This is a genomic window from Pseudomonas sp. SWRI50, assembly GCF_014269095.1.
Classification (GTDB): Bacteria; Pseudomonadota; Gammaproteobacteria; order Pseudomonadales; family Pseudomonadaceae; genus Aquipseudomonas; species Aquipseudomonas kermanshahensis.
On record NZ_JABWRW010000001.1, the window covers coordinates 236,614 to 253,872 of the forward strand.

The 17,259-nt window shown below is 65.2% G+C and carries 16 protein-coding genes; 10 read left to right on the forward strand and 6 right to left on the reverse strand.

Translation table 11 applies throughout. The features are described from left to right. Nucleotide 1: 1 nt before the first annotated feature. From gspD to gspN, 10 genes are all read left to right on the forward strand, one after another. Nucleotides 2-1,777, forward strand: coding sequence for a type II secretion system secretin GspD (gspD, locus tag HU750_RS01115; protein ID WP_186675788.1), 1,776 nt, complete (start codon nucleotides 2-4; stop codon nucleotides 1,775-1,777). Next, nucleotides 1,777-3,225 carry a GspE/PulE family protein gene (locus HU750_RS01120; RefSeq protein ID WP_186676205.1) on the forward strand — a complete coding sequence of 483 codons (1,449 nt, stop codon included), beginning with the start codon at nucleotides 1,777-1,779 and terminating at the stop codon, nucleotides 3,223-3,225. Before gspD ends, HU750_RS01120 begins: the two co-directional genes overlap by 1 nt. A 3-nt stretch (nucleotides 3,226-3,228) precedes the next feature. Continuing rightward, nucleotides 3,229-4,431, forward strand: a complete 1,203-nt coding sequence (gene gspF, locus HU750_RS01125; protein WP_186675790.1) for a type II secretion system inner membrane protein GspF — start codon at nucleotides 3,229-3,231, stop codon at nucleotides 4,429-4,431. 17 nt (nucleotides 4,432-4,448) lie between these two features. Next, complete coding sequence (gene gspG / locus HU750_RS01130) at nucleotides 4,449-4,883, forward strand: type II secretion system major pseudopilin GspG (RefSeq protein ID WP_027595700.1); 435 nt, start codon at nucleotides 4,449-4,451, stop codon at nucleotides 4,881-4,883. A 102-nt stretch (nucleotides 4,884-4,985) separates the two neighbouring features. Further along, a complete protein-coding gene (gene gspH / locus HU750_RS01135) occupies nucleotides 4,986-5,453 on the forward strand; it encodes a type II secretion system minor pseudopilin GspH (RefSeq protein WP_338109059.1) in 468 nt (155 codons plus the stop codon). Then, nucleotides 5,450-5,818: a type II secretion system protein GspI gene (locus tag HU750_RS01140; protein WP_186675805.1), complete on the forward strand. Its 369-nt coding sequence runs from the start codon at nucleotides 5,450-5,452 to the stop codon at nucleotides 5,816-5,818. Before gspH ends, HU750_RS01140 begins: the two co-directional genes overlap by 4 nt. Then, nucleotides 5,815-6,405, forward strand: coding sequence for a PulJ/GspJ family protein (locus tag HU750_RS01145; protein WP_186675806.1), 591 nt, complete (start codon nucleotides 5,815-5,817; stop codon nucleotides 6,403-6,405). The genes HU750_RS01140 and HU750_RS01145 overlap by 4 nt, the downstream gene beginning before the upstream one ends. After that, entirely contained in the window at nucleotides 6,402-7,487 is a 1,086-nt protein-coding gene (gene gspL / locus HU750_RS01150; RefSeq protein WP_186675807.1) for a type II secretion system protein GspL, read from the forward strand. The genes HU750_RS01145 and gspL overlap by 4 nt, the downstream gene beginning before the upstream one ends. After that, the gene (gene gspM, locus HU750_RS01155; RefSeq protein WP_186675809.1) at nucleotides 7,484-7,870 is read left to right on the forward strand and encodes a type II secretion system protein GspM; all 387 of its coding nucleotides are present in this window, start codon (nucleotides 7,484-7,486) and stop codon (nucleotides 7,868-7,870) included. Before gspL ends, gspM begins: the two co-directional genes overlap by 4 nt. Continuing rightward, on the forward strand, nucleotides 7,867-8,526 hold the full coding sequence (gene gspN, locus HU750_RS01160; protein ID WP_186675814.1) for a type II secretion system protein N: 660 nt from the start codon (nucleotides 7,867-7,869) through the stop codon (nucleotides 8,524-8,526). Before gspM ends, gspN begins: the two co-directional genes overlap by 4 nt. Nucleotides 8,527-8,671: 145 nt before the next feature. On the opposite strand, the gene HU750_RS01165 is transcribed toward gspN, so the two are convergent. The 6 genes from HU750_RS01165 to HU750_RS01190 form a co-directional block, all read right to left on the reverse strand. After that, nucleotides 8,672-13,198 carry a hemagglutinin repeat-containing protein gene (locus HU750_RS01165; RefSeq protein WP_186675818.1) on the reverse strand — a complete coding sequence of 1,509 codons (4,527 nt, stop codon included), beginning with the start codon at nucleotides 13,196-13,198 and terminating at the stop codon, nucleotides 8,672-8,674. 29 nt (nucleotides 13,199-13,227) lie between these two features. Continuing rightward, the gene (locus HU750_RS01170; protein WP_186675821.1) at nucleotides 13,228-14,895 is read right to left on the reverse strand and encodes a ShlB/FhaC/HecB family hemolysin secretion/activation protein; all 1,668 of its coding nucleotides are present in this window, start codon (nucleotides 14,893-14,895) and stop codon (nucleotides 13,228-13,230) included. 200 nt (nucleotides 14,896-15,095) lie between these two features. After that, nucleotides 15,096-15,614, reverse strand: coding sequence for a GNAT family N-acetyltransferase (locus HU750_RS01175; RefSeq protein WP_186675824.1), 519 nt, complete (start codon nucleotides 15,612-15,614; stop codon nucleotides 15,096-15,098). A gap of 9 nt (nucleotides 15,615-15,623) precedes the next feature. Beyond that, nucleotides 15,624-16,019 carry a hypothetical protein gene (locus HU750_RS01180; protein ID WP_186675827.1) on the reverse strand — a complete coding sequence of 132 codons (396 nt, stop codon included), beginning with the start codon at nucleotides 16,017-16,019 and terminating at the stop codon, nucleotides 15,624-15,626. 88 nt (nucleotides 16,020-16,107) lie between these two features. After that, nucleotides 16,108-16,662 (reverse strand): L,D-transpeptidase family protein, encoded by a 555-nt coding sequence (locus HU750_RS01185; RefSeq protein ID WP_027595710.1) that lies wholly within the window; start codon nucleotides 16,660-16,662, stop codon nucleotides 16,108-16,110. A gap of 18 nt (nucleotides 16,663-16,680) precedes the next feature. After that, complete coding sequence (locus HU750_RS01190; RefSeq protein WP_027595711.1) at nucleotides 16,681-17,232, reverse strand: NUDIX hydrolase; 552 nt, start codon at nucleotides 17,230-17,232, stop codon at nucleotides 16,681-16,683. Nucleotides 17,233-17,259 lie beyond the last annotated feature (27 nt).

Below are 17,259 nucleotides of genomic sequence, written 5' to 3' on the forward strand. Positions count from 1 at the left end.
GATGCCTGTTAAATACTGCGTGGCGGCTGCGCTGAGCCTGGCCTTGGCCGTGGCCTTACCCCAGGCCAGCGCCGAGGAGCCGGTGTTCGATGACAACGGCACGCCGATGTACGAAGTGAACTTCGTCGACACCGAACTGGGCGAGTTCATCGACAGCGTGTCGCGCATCACCGGCACCACGTTCATCGTCGACCCTCGGGTGAAGGGCAAGGTCACCGTGCGCACCGTCGACCTGCACGACGCCGATGCCATCTATGACATCTTCCTGGCGCAGCTGCGCGCCCAGGGTTACGCCACCGTTGACCTGCCCAATGGCAGCGTGAAGATCGTCCCCGACCAGGCGGCGCGCCTGGAGCCGGTGCCGGTGGAGCCTGCCGGGCAGCAGGGCGCGGGCAGCGACAGCGTGGCCACGCGGGTATTCGATTTACGCAACGCGGCCACCGAGCAAGTGGTTGGCATCCTCAAACCCCTGGTCGACCCACGGGTAGGGGTGATCACCCCGTACCCGGCCGCGCACCAGTTGGTGGTTACCGACTGGCGCAGCAACCTCGAACGCATCGCCAGCCTGCTGCGCCAGCTTGACCGCCCCAGCGAAGCAGTGGGCAGCGCCAGCACCCAAGTCATGTACCTGCGCCACGCCAATGCCAGTGAAGTGGTGAAGGTATTGCGCGGGCTCAGCCAGGAAGGCATGGCACCGGCGCAAAGCACAGGCGAAGGGGAGAGCAAAGAGCCGCCGGTGACGGCCGCTGCCAGTAGTTCGGGCATCCGCCTGGAGTACGAAGAGGGCACCAATGCCGTGGTCATGGTCGGCCCCGACAGCGAACTGGCCGCCTACCGCGCCATCGTCGAGCAACTGGATATCCGCCGCGCCCAAGTGGTGGTCGAGGCGATCATCGCCGAGGTCTCCGACAGCAGTGCGCAAGAGCTGGGCGTGCAGTGGTTGTTCGCTGACGAGAAGTTCGGTGCCGGTATCGTCAACTTTGGCAGCAATGGGGTGAACATCGCCAACATTGCGGGGGCTGCGGCCAGCGAAGACAATGAGGCACTGGGCAAACTGCTGTCGGCCACCACGGGTGCCACGGCGGGCATCGGCCATTTTGGGGGCGGTTTCAACTTCGCCATGCTGGTCAATGCGCTCAAGGGCAAGAGCGGTTTCAACCTGCTCTCCACCCCGACCCTGCTGACCCTGGACAATGCCGAGGCGTCGATCCTGGTCGGTCAGGAAGTGCCCTTTGTCACCGGCTCCGTGACACAGAACAACGCCAACCCTTACCAAACCATCGAGCGCAAGGAAGTCGGGGTCAAGCTGCGGATCAAGCCGCAGATCAACGTCGACAACAGCGTGCGCCTGGACATCGTCCAGGAGGTCTCGTCGATTGCCGATTCCAGCGCCGCCAGCGATGTGATCACCAACAAGCGCGAGATCAAGACCAAGGTCATGGTCGAAGACAACGGCCTGGTGATTCTGGGTGGGCTGATCAGCGACGAGTTGAGCACCAGCAACCAGCGGGTGCCGCTGCTCGGGGACATCCCTTACCTGGGCCGGCTGTTCCGCTCCGACGCCAGCAAGAACACCAAGCAGAACCTGATGGTTTTCATCCGCCCGCGCATCCTGCGCGACGGGCCGAGCCTGGCCGGGCTCAGCGAGAGCAAGTACCGCACCTTGCAACAGACCACCCCGCTCCAGTTGCCAAACCTTGCGGGCGCAGAAGGTGGTACGCCACTGCTGCAGGTGTTCCCCGCCAGCCGAGCGCGCCTGGAAGGGGGCGACTGGTGATACTGCCCTATCGCCTGGCACGCCAGACTGGCTTGGCCATGACCCCTACCGACAGCGGCTGGCAATTGTGGCTGCGCCGCGACGCCGACAGCGGCCAGCTGCAGGAGCTGCTGCGCGTGCATGGCCAGCCCAGTGCGCTGGCCTACCTGGAGCCTGCGGCATTCGACGAGCAGTTGGGCCAGCTTTATCAGGGCGGCGATGCGGCCACCGAAGCGCTGATCGAAGGCATTGGCGACCAGGTAGACCTCGACAGCCTGATGAGCGAGATGCCGCGCATCGAAGACTTGCTCGAAAGCGATGACGAGGCGCCGGTCATCCGCCTGATCAACGGCCTGTTCGGCCAGGCCTTGCGCCTGCGAGCCTCGGACATTCATATCGAGACCTTCGAGCAGAGCCTGGTGGTGCGCCTGCGGGTCGACGGCCACCTGCGCGAGGTGCTGCGCCCGCCGCGGGCGCTGTCGGCGATGCTGGTGTCGCGGATCAAAGTCATGGCGCGGCTGGACATCGCCGAGAAACGCCAGCCCCAGGACGGCCGCATCACCTTGCGTGCGGCGGGGCGTGAGGTCGATGTGCGGGTGTCGACCTTGCCCGGCATCCATGGCGAGCGCGTGGTGATGCGTGTGCTCGACAAGCAGGCCAGCCTGCTGGCGCTGGCCAACCTGGGCATGCCGGCAGCGGTGCTCGATGGCCTGCGCAGCTGCCTGGCGCGGCCCAATGGCATCGTGCTGTCCACCGGCCCGACCGGCTCGGGCAAGACCACCACGCTGTACGCCAGCCTCAACAGCCTCAACGATGGCAGCCGCAACATCCTCACCGTCGAAGACCCGGTGGAGTACGCCATCGCCGGCATCGGCCAGACCGCGATCAACCCCCGCGCCGGGCTGACATTCGCCACGGGCCTGCGGGCCATCCTGCGCCAGGACCCGGATGTGATCATGCTGGGTGAGATCCGCGACCAGGAAACCGCGCAGATAGCCGTGCAGGCCAGCCTCACCGGCCACTTGGTGCTGTCGACCCTGCACACCAACAGTGCGGTGGGCGCGGTGACCCGTTTGCGCGACATGGGCATCGAACCGTTCCTGATCGCCTCGTGCCTGCGCGGTGTGTTGGCGCAGCGCCTGGTGCGGCGGCTGTGCCAGTGCGCGGTGGCGCAGCCGCTACAAGCGGCCGAGCGTGACCTGTGGCCTGAGCTGTGTGCATTGGGCAGCAGTTACCACGCAGTGGGGTGTGAGCTGTGCCAGGGCAGCGGTTATGTCGGGCGCCTGGGCCTCTACGAATTCATCGAACTGGACGCCGGCCTGATCGCGCTGCTGTACGACGGCGCCAGTGAGCAAGCCATGCAGGACTACTTGGCCGATCGTCGGCGCAGCCTGGTGGCCATGGCCAGTGATTGCCTGGCGCGGGGCGAAACCAGCCTGGCCGAAGTGCTGCGCGCGGTGCAGGGCTGAGCCATGCCGACTTATCGCTATCAAGCCGTCGACCTGGCCGGCAAGGCCCACAAGGCCAGCCTGCAGGCCGACAGCGAGCGCCATGCACGGCAACTGTTGCGTGAGCAGGGCCTGTTCGCTCGCCAATTGCAACGCCAGGAGGCAGGTACCCGGCAACCCCGCCGCCAGCGCTTGAGCCGTGCACAGTTGTGCGAGTTGACCCGCCAGTTGGCGACGTTGACTGGCGCGGGCATACCCTTGGTCGATGCCTTGGCCACACTCGAACGGCAATTGCGCCAGCCGGCCTTGCACAGCGTGCTGGTCGCCTTGCGCGGCTCGCTCGCCGAGGGCCTGGGGCTGGCGCGTAGCCTGGCCCGCCAGGGGGCGCCGTTCAGTGGCCTGTACTGTGCGCTGGTCGAGGCCGGTGAGCGCTCTGGGCGGCTGGCCCAGGTGCTCACGCGCCTGGCCGATCACCTGGAGCAGGTGCAACGGCAACAGCACAAAGCGCGTACTGCCTTGATCTACCCGTGTGTGCTGATGGGCGTGTCGCTGGCGGTGGTGGTCGGCCTGATGACGTTCGTAGTGCCCAAGCTCACCGAACAGTTCGCCCACGCCGGGCAGAGCCTGCCGTTGATTACCGCCGTGCTGATCGGCCTGAGCCAAGGGCTGGTGCACGCCGGGCCGTGGCTACTGGGGTTGGCGCTGGCAGGGGCGCTGCTCGCCAACTGGCTGCTGCGCAAGCCGCATTGGTGCCTGCGCCGTGACGCGTGGCTGTTGCGCCTGCCACGTATCGGCAGCCTGCTGCAGGTGCTGGAAAGCGCACGCCTGGCGCGCAGCCTGGCGATTCTCAGCGGCAGTGGCGTAGCCCTGCTCGAAGCGTTGCAGGTGGCCACCGAGACGGTCGCCAACCGGCGCATTCGCCAGGCCATGGAACAGGTGCGCCAGCAGGTGCAGGGCGGCACCAGCCTGCACCGTGCGCTGGATGCCTGCCAACAGTTTCCGCCGTTGCTGGTGAACATGGTCGGCAGCGGCGAAGCCAGCGGCACGTTGGCTGACATGCTCGAACGCGTCGCCGACGACCAGGAGCGCGGCTTCGCCCGCCAAGTGGACACCGCCATGGCGCTTTTCGAACCCCTGATGATCCTGGTGATGGGCGCCGTGGTGCTGTTCATCGTGCTGGCGGTGCTGCTGCCGATCATGCAACTCAACCAGGGCCTGCAACTGTGAACACAAGGAGTATTTCCATGCAGCATCGTCGTAACCGTCAGCGTGGTTTCACCCTCATGGAGATCATGGTGGTGATCTTCATCATCGGCCTGCTGATCGCCGTGGTCGCCCCCAGCGTGCTGGGCAACCAAGACAAAGCCATGCGGCAGAAGGTGATGGCCGACCTTGCCACCCTCGAACAGGCACTGGACATGTATCGGCTGGATAACCTGCGGTTCCCGAGCAATGAACAAGGCCTGGCCGCGCTGGTGAAAAAACCGGCCCAGGAGCCGCTGCCGCGTTCGTGGCGCAGCGATGGTTATGTGCGCCGCTTGCCGGAAGATCCGTGGGGTACTCCTTACCAGTACCGCATGCCCGGTGAGCATGGCCGGGTGGATGTTTATTCGCTGGGCGCCGATGGTGTGCCGGGCGGCGAAGGTCAGGATGCCGACCTGGGTAACTGGGCGCTGTAACCGATGTGCGATGAATCCAATGCCGCATGGGGCTGCTTTGCAGCCCTTTCGCGACACAAGGCCGCTCCTACAGGCCGGCGCTGTGCGTGTAGGAGCGGCCTTGTGTCGCGAAAGGGGCGCAAAGCGCCCCCAAAAGCCCATCAACAAGGCTTCAGCCTGATCGAACTGCTGGTGGTACTGGCCATCGCCGGCCTGATGACCGGGCTCGCCGTGGCGTCGCTCGACAGCGGCAAGGCCAGCGTCGATCAGGCCTTGCAGCGGCTGGCTGCACAGGTGCACGTGCAGGCCGCCGAAGCTCGGCATGCCGGCCAGTTACGTGGGCTGCGCTGGACCGGCCAGCGCCCGGAGTTCGTGCGGCGTGAACGCGACGGCTGGGTCGTCGAACCGGCCAGCCTGGGCGAGTGGCCCAAGGGCTTGCAGCCCGACTGGCCAGCCAGCCCGCAGCCGCGCCTGCTGTTCACCCCGCAAGGTTGGGCGCAGCCGGGTTCGGTGCGCTGGCGCTGGGCCGAGGGCAGCCAGCAATGGGCCTGGAGCCGAGACGGCCGCCTGCAGACGGCGGCGCTGCCATGAAGCGCCAACAGCGTGGTTTCACCCTGCTGGAAGTGACCGTGGCCCTGGCGATTGCCGCCGTGTTGGCGGTCATCACCAGCCAGGTCCTGCGCCAGCGCTTGGCGGTGCAGGACAACTTGCAACAGCACCGCCTTGGCCTGCTCTGCGCACGCGAACTGCAAGCCCGTTTCACCGTCGAGCAGTACTGGCCGGCCCGCAATCAGGTGGATGGGCAACTGAGCCAGGGTGGCCAGGTGTGCCATTGGCAACTGAAACTGCGCCGCACCGGCGTGCGTGACCTGCGCAGGGGTGAACTGCTGCTGTTCGGCGACCGCGACCAGCGGCTGCCGCTTGGCCAATACAGTGTGTTTCTGGAGCGCCCATGAAGCGGCAGCAGGCAGGCCTGACCTTGATCGAACTGATGGTGGCCCTGGCCCTCACCGCGCTGCTCGGCGTCATGCTGGCAGCGTTGGTCAGTGGCTGGCTGAAGGTGCGTGAGCGGTTGCAGGTGAGCAACCAGGAGGCGTCGGTGCTGGATTTCTGCCTGGCCCTGGAGCGGCGCTTCGACAGCCCGGCCCTGCGCCGGGTGTATGACCAGCGATTGCCCTTGCCCAGCCGTTGGTTCGACTGGCAAGCGGCGAGCGGCCAACTGTTGTGGGTGGCGGCGACAGGCCTGCCCGAAGCCGAAGGCGGGTCGCGTCTGCAGCGCCAGCGTCTGCGCTTCGAGGCGCGTGAGCAACGCCTGCTGCTGGAAACCTCGGCGGACCTGTATGCCGCCTCGGCGCCGCGCTGGGTGCTGCGTGAACAGCTAGAGCGGGTGAGCGCGATGAACATCCTTTACCACCAGGGTGGCCGCTGGCTGCCCTGGCCTTCCGACCAACCCGCGCACCCCGGCCGTGGCGTGCGCCTGGAATTGCAACGTGATGGAGCACCGTATGCCTGCACCTTCGTCCTTCCCTGGGGGCGCTCATGAACCTTGACTGGCGTCGACGCTCACCCGCTCGAGCTTGGCTGTTGGTGCGTCCTGGCAGCCCTTGGGACTGGTTACTGGTCGAGGGCGGTGTCGCGCTACGCCAGGGGCAGGGCGAACCGCCGGCGAACCTGCAGGCACGGGTGGCGTTGATCGTGCCGGCCGAGCACTGCAGCCATTTCCAGTTGCCCGCACCGCCAGGGCTCAAGCGTGAAGAATGGCCATTGCTGCTTGAAGACCGCTTGCTGCAAAGCGCGGATGAGGTGGTGTGCGGGTATATGGGGCGTGAGGCCGGGCAAGTTCGGTTACTGGTGGTGGCGCGCGAGCGCCTGGACGATTGGCGCGGGCAATGCGCCGACTGGGGGCTGACGGCCGAGCGCTGCTGGGCCGAATTCCAGTTGCTGCCGGCACCCGAGGCGGGGGTCGCCTGGTGGTGGCGCAAGCAAGACGGGGTCAGCCTGCTTAAGGGGCTGAGCGAAGACGCTGGCGAGCATTGGCTGGCCTGGCCTGAAGCCATGGGCGAGGTGCTGGTCGAACCCTGGCCGCAATTACGCAGGCTACCTCTGGAAGGCCAGTGGCCTACAGCATTGGCAGCGCTGGACAGCTTGCCTGGCCTGTTCGAGCAGCGGCGGCGTCGCACGTTGGCGGGGCCGACGCGGCAGCAGTGCCAGCTCATGGCTGCCTGCCTGCTGTTGGCGTGCACCTGGGGCGGCGTGTGGGCGGCCCAGCAATGGCGCCAGGCCCAGCTCTGGCAAGCCCAGGTGATTGCCGTGACGGGTGAGCAGGCGGGCCCCAGGCAGGCTGCTCAGGCGCTCAAGCGCCTGCGTGAGGCCGGCTTGCAGCAGCAAGGGCGCCTGCGTCAGCTCGACGATCTACAAGGGCGCTTGCACGCCTGGCTGAGTGAGCATCCCGGCTGGCGCCTGCAAGCGGTGCGCTTTGATGGCCAGCGCTGGCATGTGCGGCTGGAGGGCGAGGGCGCCACACCTCCTTGGCGCGAGATGGCCAGTGCGGTGGGCGCTCAGGTGCAGGTGAGTGGCGGCGAGTCGTCGCCAACCGTGGTGTTCGACTTGGAGGTGGCGGCATGAGCACGGCGTGGATGCAGCGTCACCGTTTGCCGCTGGCCGTGTGCCTCATCGCGCTGCTGTCGAGCGTGCTGCTGCTACGTGAAGGCGTGGCGCAATGGCGCGCGCTGGGCCAATGGCAGGCGCTGGCACAAATGGCAGTAGGTTTGCAGGGCGGTGCGACGCTGAACCTGGAGCGTCTGCGCCAGTCGGCTCAGGCGCGGCAGGTCGAATTACTGGAGGTGGTCACGCAGGGCGAGGCCTGGCACCTGCGCGGTCAGGTGGGCGATGAGCAGGCCTTGCTGGGTTGGGTACGTGCGCTGCAGGCCGAAGGCGCGCAGCCCTTGCAGTGGGGGCTGGAGCAAGACACCCAGGGCATGCGCTTCGACCTGGTACTTCGGCCATGAGCCGGGGCGCAGTGGCGTGGTTGCTGCTGGTGTTCAGCCTGACCTTACTGGTGCAGTTGCCCGCCAGCTGGCTGGTGCGTGGCTTCGGGGTAACGGCCGCGGGTGTGAGCGGCAGCCTGTGGCAGGGGCAGGCGCTGCAGATCGGCCCGTTCGGGCCGTTGCAATGGTCCTTACAGCCTTGGCGTTTGCAAGGGCAGGGCGCGCTGGGGTTTCAGGGGCAGGCGTGGCACGTGCAGGTCCGCGGTTGGCCCTGGCGCTGGGAGGGGGAAGTGCGCCCGGCAGCGGCACAGGTGACGGTACCGGCGGCGTATCGCCTGGCCGGGCAGTGGCAGGGTTCGGTGCGTGTACTGGGTGCGTGGCGGCAATGCCTGGCCAGCGATGGGCGCCTCACGGTTACGGACTTGGCGCTGAGTGAGCCCTGGTCGCTGGGGTTGGGGCAGGGCTGGCTCGAGGTACAGTGCCGCAGGGGTTGGCACCTGTTAGGGCAGTTGCTGCAGGCAGGGCAGCATCAGCTCGACGTGGATGCCGATGTGCGGGGGCGACAGGCCCAGATCGCCATCGCGCTGCAACCCGATGCTGCCCTGACCCCACTGCTGCGCGGCGCGCAGTGGCTGGGGCCAGAGGCAACGGCAGGGCAGCGGCGGGTCCGTTGGTAATCCCCCGAGTCTTCGGCCAAGCGCTCCCCTGTAGGAGCAGCCTTGTGCTGCGAAGAGGCCGGTGACAACACACTAAATCTTGGCTGCTGCCACTGGCCTCTTCGCAGCACAAGGCTGCTCCTACCGGGGCGCGTTAGACGAGGGGTCAGTCCGCCTTGCCCTGGGTACTCGACACCCATTGCTCGCTGCGGTTATGCCCGCTGGTACGCAATACCCCAAGATCAAGCGCATTCTCGCCGTCAGCCGCGCCCTTGCCCTTGGTGAACTCAGCCACTGCTGTGCCCAGGTCCACCGGCGAGTTGGACACGTCAATCGACACATCGCGGCGGTAGTCGCTGCCACTCAGGGTCTCTTGGGTAATCGCATTGGCGCTCAGCTCGACATCACCCTTGGCCGACTGCAACCGCGCGCCGACCAAGCGAGCATCCCCCGCGACCTTCAGCGCGATGCCTTCGCTGCCCTTGAGCGTGGTCTGCTTGGCCACGGTGTCGCGCTGTTGATGGGACAGGTCCAGGCGCAAGGTCGGTGAGAAACCAGGTTCGGCCTTGCTCAAGGCTGGGCCGGCCTTTTCGCCGACCTTGCTACCCAGCGGCCCTGCCAGCGCGGTGGCGGCGTTGGTGTAGCCTTGCGGGTTCTTTTCCTGGCTCAGGCGTGCGTCAGCTTTCACGGTCAGGCTATCGACGTTGTCCTTGCGGCTGGCAATGCGCAGATCGCCGCCGACCTCACCGGTTATACGCCCTGCCTCCAGGCTGGCACCTTCGATGCGTGTGTCGCCACGGCTGTGCAACTGGATACCCTCAGCGCGCAGCTGGCTGGCGTTCCAGGTCTGGTTGTCACGTTTGTCCAGGGCGACCTGTGCGCGGCCATGCAGACCACGGGTATCGGTATCCCCCTTGGCCATGTTGAAACCGGCCCCCGCGGTGATGTCGAGGTTGTCGCGTTGCTCCCGGTTGCTGGATGCTTCCACCCGCATGCCGCCCCCGGCGGCGTTGAGCACGATCTGTTCGGCTGAGGCGTGCAGCCCTTGCAAGTGCAAGGCGATGTCCTCGCGGGCACGGCTGCTCAGCGTCAGTGTGCCGGCGCTGTCGAAGCGGGCATCGACAGCCTGGCTGGCATCCTCGTTCTGCTTGCCGTGGTTGAAGTGCCCGCCGATGCCGCCCCCTTTCGTTGCGCCGGTCTTGACCGCAAGCTCCAGGCCGCCGCCCAGGTTGCCGCCCTTGGCCTGTTGGGTATCGCTGCCTGCGGTGACCTGCAAGCGGCCACCACTTTCCAGCAGGGTATCCCCGACCTTGGCGTCACGGCTGCCGATACGCGTCCCCTCCAGCTTCAGGTCGCCATCACTGCTCAGGTGAACATCGCCCTTGGCATCGATCTGCGCAACCTGGGCCTTGGTCTGCGCGCTGTCTTGCTGGCGGTGATCAAGGTAGCCGCGGGCGTCGACGCCAGTGCTGCCGGGGCGATTGCCGACCTTGGCCCAGGCGTTGCCGTCAAGCTGGCCTGCTGCTTGGGTATTACGGTCATTGGCTTGGGACAACGTCAAAGAGCCCCCACTGCGCATGGCCACGTTGCCTTCGCCACCGTCGATGCGCGTGCCTTCGTACAGGCCATCGCTGCCCAGCTGTACCTGGATGCCCTGTTGCCCATAGAGGCTTCCGGCCACGGCGGTACTGGCGGTGTCCTGTTTGCCCAGCGAGCCGCCCTTGCCGGCGGCGCGAACATTGAGGTCGTTGCCGCTGCTGGTGTCCACGCGGGCATCGCCGCCATAGGCCATGCGCTGCACGGTATCTACCTGCGTGTTCTCGGCTGCCCGCAGGGTGTGCTGCGAGGCGTCGATCAGCAATTTCCCGGCGTTGGCGTTCCACGCGGTGCCCTGGTCATCAATGACACCGGCCTTGACCTCGACCGCTGCACCGGTCAGCTCACTCACCTGGGCCAAGCTGCGGCGCTGGTTCTCCAGGCGTTTGAGATGGTCCACGGTCATGTCGGCGCCGACGCTCGGGGCCGCCATCGCGTCTTCGGGCGAGGCTTGCTGAAAGCGCGCGGCCTCCTCACCGAGTACCAGGCGTTCGATGGGGCGGGTGAGGTCACGGTATTCCACGCTGGCACCGAGGCTGCCGGCCCAATTGTCTGTGACGCTTTCACGCTCATGGGTGTCCTGCACGGCACGGTTCTCGATGTGCTTGGCGGTGACCTTCAGTTGCTGGCCGGCATCGACGCGTGCGGCTTCGGTGAGCAAATGCTCGGCCTCCAGCTTCACCCCGGCGCTGGCCTTCAATTCGCTGCCTTGTACCGTGCTGTCACGTTCGAGCTGAGTCTGGGTGTTGTGATGGCCTGCGAAGGCGCTGCCCAAACGGTCGATACCCCCCGTCACTTTAACGCTGCCTCCGCTCTGGCTGTTTTTGCTGATGGACTCGCGCTCATTGCGGGTTGCACCCAGGGCGATGTGCTTGGCGGTCACGTTCAGGTCACCGGCGCTGGCCTGGACTTTGGAACCATTGACCTGCAAATGGGCATCGCTTTGCAGGCCTACCGAGGCGCCCTTGAGTTCGCTGGAGACTTGTGATGATTCCTGTGTCGTACCGGTCGTGGTAGCGACCTGATAGCCCAGGTTGGCCTCGTACTGGCGCGAGTCCGGTTTGCCATCCTGCGCCTCTTCAGTCTGCTTGGCGCCGACGCTGAGGCCACGCTGCTGGTGCCGGGTGTCGGTTTCGTTGCGCGACTGCGCGCTGTCGATCACCAGATCGCCTTTGGCTTCTACCTGCAAGTGTTTGCCTGCTTCGACCTTTGCCCCGTGGATACGCAGTTCGTCGGCGCTGGCCAGGCGCAGGTTGCTGCTGGACGAGACGTCGCTGACCAGTACCTGGTCCTTGCGTGTGGTGTGCTTGCGGTCGCTGCCGATCAGGCCGAACAGTTTGCTGTCGCTCTGGTGATCGGTCGAGGTGCTGCTACCGCGGTCGGCTTCGATCGCCAGCAGGCCGTTTTCGCTGTAGAGCACCGAGTCTTCCTTGCCATGCACCTTGCTGCCTTTGATGGTGACCTGGTCGGCCGTCATGTTCAGCTTGCCGTCCGTCGTCACACTGCTGCCAGCCACGACCTGCGCTTGGGTGTCATTGCCTTTGCGGTCACCAAAGAAGGTGCCGGAGACCAGGTCGCCGCGGTAATTGCGTTGTGTGCCGCTTTCCTGCAAGGCCGTGGTCCCGACCTCGATGTGCCGGGCTTTGAATTGCATGTCGCTGTTCGCATGCAGCGTGCTGCCTTCAACCTTGAGGGCGTCGGCTGCCGTGAGGGTCAGGCGCCCGGCATTCAACGTGCTGCCCCGGGCTGTTTCGCGGGTTTGCTCGGTATCGCTGTCGCCGCGCCACAGGTCCTTGCGGTGGCGCACCTGTTCGGTGATGTGTTTGCTGTCGATGCCCGCCACGATGTCCAGGTTGCCGGCACTGTTGACGTTCAACTCACCCCCTGTACTTACGTCGGCGGCCAACAGGCGCATATCGGCACCCGATTGCAGCCGAACGTTGTCATGGCCGCGCAACTGCGTGCCCTGCTGTTGACGGTCGCGGGTGGTGCGCTCGCGGTCGTAGGTTTCGCGGGTGATGAAGAGGAACTTCTTGTTCCAGTTTTCGCGATCGTGCTGGGTGTTTTCCAGGCTGTCGGCGTCCAGGGTGAGCTTCTGGCCGGCCGTGACCACCACCTGTTGTGCCTGGCCATCGACGGCGCGCAGGGTCAGGTCGTCGGCGGCGCTGAGGGCAAGGGCGCCCCGTTCGCTGTGAAGTTCGGCGCGGGTGTCGGCCTTGCCGCTGATGTGCAGGCCACCGGCTGACTGGATGTCGATACCGTCGGTGGCATGTGCCTGAACGGGCCCCATGCGCACGCCCGCGCCTTCGGCGGTGCTCACCACGCGGATGCGCCCGGCGCGCATGGCCCCGAACAGGCTGGCATCGATACTGGCCGCTGTGCCGGGCAAGTGCTCGACCACCTGGCCGCTGGCCTGGTCGATGCGGTTGCGGCCCACCGTGACGTTCAGTTCACCGCCGGCCATCAGCAGCCCTTTGCTGTCTACCTGCGGCGCGATCAGGTCAAGCGCGCCGGTGCTGTTGCTTTGGCCACCGGGCAGTACCTGCAGGGCGCCGCTGGCATTGAGGGTGTCGAGGTACTTGAGTTGCTGGTCTTCGAATTCTGGGGTGCCGACCACGAAGCCCGCGCGCGTGGTGTTGATGAAGCTGCCCCCGTTGAGGGTGATGCCATTGGGGTTGGCCAGGATGTAATCGGCGGGGCGGCCAAAGATTTCCTGCGGCCCCTCGATCAGCGAGGCGTTGCGGCTGATCACTTCATTGAGAATGGTCGAAGCCGCCTGGCCCTGGAACTGCGGGTTGGCGGCCAGGGCACCGGCCAGTTGCGATTGGCCGGCCTGGGTGGCGTTGTTCAGCACCACGCCGGGGTTGCCGACGTTGTAGTCGAGGTACTGGTTGTGTGACAGGCCGCCGGCGTTGGGGGCGACAATGTCGATGACTGGCACACCATGGCCATTGTTGATGACCGGGGTGCCACCTGGGCCGGTAGCGGCTTCAAGGCCGCCCTGGGCCAGCACGCTGCTGGAGCCGAGCAGGGCGAGGAAGATGGCCCAACGCAAGGTATCCGGGCGGGTAGACGTCAACTGCGAGCGCGTTTGCATGGTCTCGTTCTCTTTTTTTGTGGGGTGAATCAGATGCTCAGGTTCCACTCCAGCACCCAGAAGCCCGGCTCCAGAAGCGCGCGGGGCAGGTCACTGGTGTACAAGGCGCGCTGGTAGTCGAGGCGCACGCGGCTGTCGGGCAAGCTCAATTCGATGCCGGCTGCCGCGCCTGCCAGGCGTTGAACGGGGCTGTCGCGAGCCAGCCGTGTCCAGCCCTGATCGAGGCCGGCATAGGGCCGCAGCTGCAGCGGTCCGGCCCAGGCCGGCGTCAGCGGATAACTGAAGGTGTTACGCCAGACGGCACTGCTGGAGCCGGAGTAAGTGCGCAGGCGAAACCCGCGCACAGCCGAATCATCGCTGGCCAGCAGTTGTTCGACGGCCGGCAGCCGGTCGCGGCTGTACTGCAGGCCCAGTTCGCTCTGCCAGCGCCAGGGCCGCTGCGCCGGGCCTTGGCGCAGGTGCAGCAGCGTGCCGCGGTACTTGTGAAAGTCTGGGCGCGGGCCCAGCGCACTGGGGGCTGAAGCGTCCGCGCCAAACCAGCCCACCCCTTGGGCGAACCCGAGGTAGCCGTGCCACAGGCCGCCTTCGAGCCACAGCAGGTTGATGCCCGCTTCCACCGTGGTCAGTGTGGGGCTCTGCAGGCTCACGGCCTTGCCGCCGGTGCGGTTGGTGAGCTGCTTGCGGTCCAGCCGGGCGCTTGCGCTGAGCATGCCCTGCTGGTTGCGCCATAGCACCCGCTCGGCGCTGAGCCCTAGAAAGCGGCTGTTGCCACTGCTCGTCTGGCGCCCCTGGGGGATGGGCGCGCGGTAGCTCAATTGGCTGACGCTGGCGGCGAAGGTCCACGGGCCGTAAGGAATGCTGTAGTACGCCGTGACACCGTTGCTTCGCCCCGGCGCATCGATGACGGTCCTGGCCAACGACAGGCGCAGGTCGTCGTTCAGGCCAAGCGGGCTGTCCAGGCCAATGCCGAGGTTCAGGCGATGGCGGCCGGTCAGTTCGCTGCCCCGGTTGTCCAGGCGGCTGTCCAGGTGCCAGCGCGAGGCGGTCTTGTGGGGCTGAACCACTATTCGGGTGCCGCCCTGTAGGGCGCCGGGCAGCAAGTCGACACTCAGTTCATAGGCACGCAGGCGGTTGAGTTGGTCGAGCCCTTGCTCCAGCGCTGGCAGGTACAGCGGCTGCCCCAGCACGTCAGGAAAAGCGCCACGCAAGGAAAGCGGCAGGTCGGTCCCAAGTTCGATCGACTCGACGAAGCCTTCGCTGATGAGGATGTCCAGTGGCGCCCCATCCTCGGGCGGCTGGCTCAGGTAAGGGCGGCTGGTGGGGTAGCCCGCCTGCACGTAGCGCTGGGTGATGGCCTTGAGCAGCAGGTTGATGTCGACGATGCCCATGCAAGGCTGCATGAAGGGCAGCACGGTCGCTTCCAGTGCCGTGCCCGGCACCTGCCGATGGCCTGCCAGACGAACACCGGTCACCGCCCAGCAGTGGCTGTCGACCGCCTGTATGGCCTGGTTTTCGTCATCGCCTGGCGAGGCGGGGGCACGCTGCCAGCGTTCGAGCCGTTGTTGCTGTTCCAGCTGGCGTAACGTTTGCTGCTGGTCGCGCAACTGCTGGCTGGCCAGGTCGGCGGCCCAGGCCAGGGGGCTGGCCAGCCAGCAGGCAAGCAGGCTGCTGGCAATGATGCGTATTCGGTACGGCATTGAAGCACCCCGCAGATGACGTACGGATTTCGTATTCGTCTGCGTGGATGCTAAGAATTAAGTGATTCGCTTGGATGCAGTACGCCGCCTAAGCGGATGTCAGGCGGGTTCGCGGTTGAAGGTGCGAAAGCTCCTACACGATGAGGGGTATGTAGGAAGCATGGAAGTGCAGCCATTGAGCCAGTCCCGTGCAGCGAGCGTTAGTTTTTAAGCTGCTCTTGGGGTCGCAGGCCTTGAATGATTGTCGCAGTCGACAGCAGCAGGCGGAGTGGGTTGTGTTTCGAGGGGATGAACATCAGCTCCTGATAGTACTTGGCTGCCTGCTCATCTTTTGCGTCCACAACGATGAAGGCCACCCCCGAGTGCATTGAAACCGTGTAGATACGACGGAAAAAGTCGGCCATCAGCCGCTGTCCAAGCCCCTTTCGCTGCATGCGCTGATCAACAGCCAGGCGACTCAGCATGGCTGCCGGCATGGGGTACCGAGGCATCTTTCTCGCCTGTTCTTCGCTCAGCTCATCGAGCGCTACTGAAGTATTCGCAAGGGTGTAGTAGCCAAGCAGCATTCCGTCCTCCAGGTACATGAAGGTGCGCGAGACATTGCGCTTTTCGTCCTGGCCGGCTTGCTGGGCTATGTAGGTATTCAGAGCGGGGTGGGTAGAGCAGTCGAACGAAGTTCGATCAATCGTCTTATCAAACGCTACGGTGATGAATTCCATCGCAAGGCCTTAGCGCAAGGCAAGTAAGTTGCGAAGCGCTTCATTGGGCTCTGGAGGGTTATCGAGCAACTGATCAGCGATGTCGGCGTCCAGAACAGTCATGCCTTCCTGATCGAAGTTCAAAACCTCATCTTCGATTACAGAGCGAACAGCCAGGGCAGCAACCACCTTTTTGAGTTCGGCCAGTTCTTTTTCCATGTCGGACAAGTGTGGTGCACGGCTGGTACGCCCGCGCGAAGTGCCTGAGCTCAATACGCGGACGCTCAGGCTTTTTGTCGCATGCTCCTCAACTACTGCACCCGCATTGCGATAAGCCGTGACCATGCCACTCTTGCTGTGCAAGGCGATGACGCCTTTCCTGCCGGCAATTGGGAGGCGTGCTTTTGATTGCAATTGCTTGTTCACAGTGAGTCCCTCTGGGTATGCCGATCGTAGCACATACAGCTTGACACCGAGTTCCAAGCATTGATTACAAGTCGCTACAAGCGCCCTGTCAGGGGCGGATCTCGATCAATGTCCCGTCCTTGACCAGTTCCCAGACTTCCTGCATGTCGCGGTTACGCATGGCAATGCAACCGTCCGTCCAGTCCAGGGTATGGAAGTACCACTCCGGGTATTCGTCGTTGATCGGCGTGCCATGGATCATGATCATGCTGCCGGCGCTTACGCCTTCGCGGGTGGCGCGGGCGGCGTCGCTGATGTTCGGGTAGTTGATATGCATGGCCAGGTTGAAACGGTCGCTCTGTTTGCGCCAGTCCAACCAGTAGAGGCCCTCGGGGGTCTTCTTGTCGCCTTCGCGTTCCTTGGCGCCCTTGGGCTGCTTGCCCAGGGAAATGCGGTAGGTCTTCAGCGGCTCACCACGGCTGATCAGTTGCAGGCGGCGCTCGGACTTGATCACCAGCACCTTGTCGATGAGCGGCTGCATGGCGGCCTGCGATTGCGACTGCGCAGGCACCGGTGGCTGCGGCTTGCGAATGATGGTCTCGGTGAAGGCAGCCTGGGACACCGAGGTAACGCAAAGGCAGAAAAGGGCAAACAACCAGCGCATGAAGCAGCACCTGCAGGCTTAAGTAGTGGGCGAGACGTTCATCGGCGGCAGGTACTCATGGCCTATGGGGTAGTGCTGCCCGATGCGGTCGCGATAGTAGCATTCTAGTGTGCGTGTGACGGTGCGGAAAGCCAGCTCGTCCCACGGTATCTCATGTTGTTCGAACAATCGCACCTCCAGGCTCTCGATGCCCACATCAAAGCTTAGGTCGGCCAGTTCCGCGCGGAAGAACACGTGTACCTGGTTGATGTGCGGCAGGTCGAACAACTGGTACAGGGCCATGGGCCCTACCTGGGCGCAGGCCTCCTCGACGGTTTCGCGACGGGCGGCCTGGTCGAGGGTTTCGCCGTTTTCCATGAACCCGGCGGGCAGGGTCCAGTAGCCGCGGCGTGGCTCGATGGCGCGCCGGCACAGCAGCACCTGGCTACCCCAGGTGGGCAGCACACCCGCGACGATGTTGGGGTTCTGGTAGTGAACGGTCTGGCAATACTCGCAGACGTACCGCAGGCGGCTGTCGCCCTCGGGGATCCGCTGAACGACCGGTTGGCCGCATGCGCTGCAGAATTTCATGCTGTTCTTCCCTTTTGACTGGGCTAT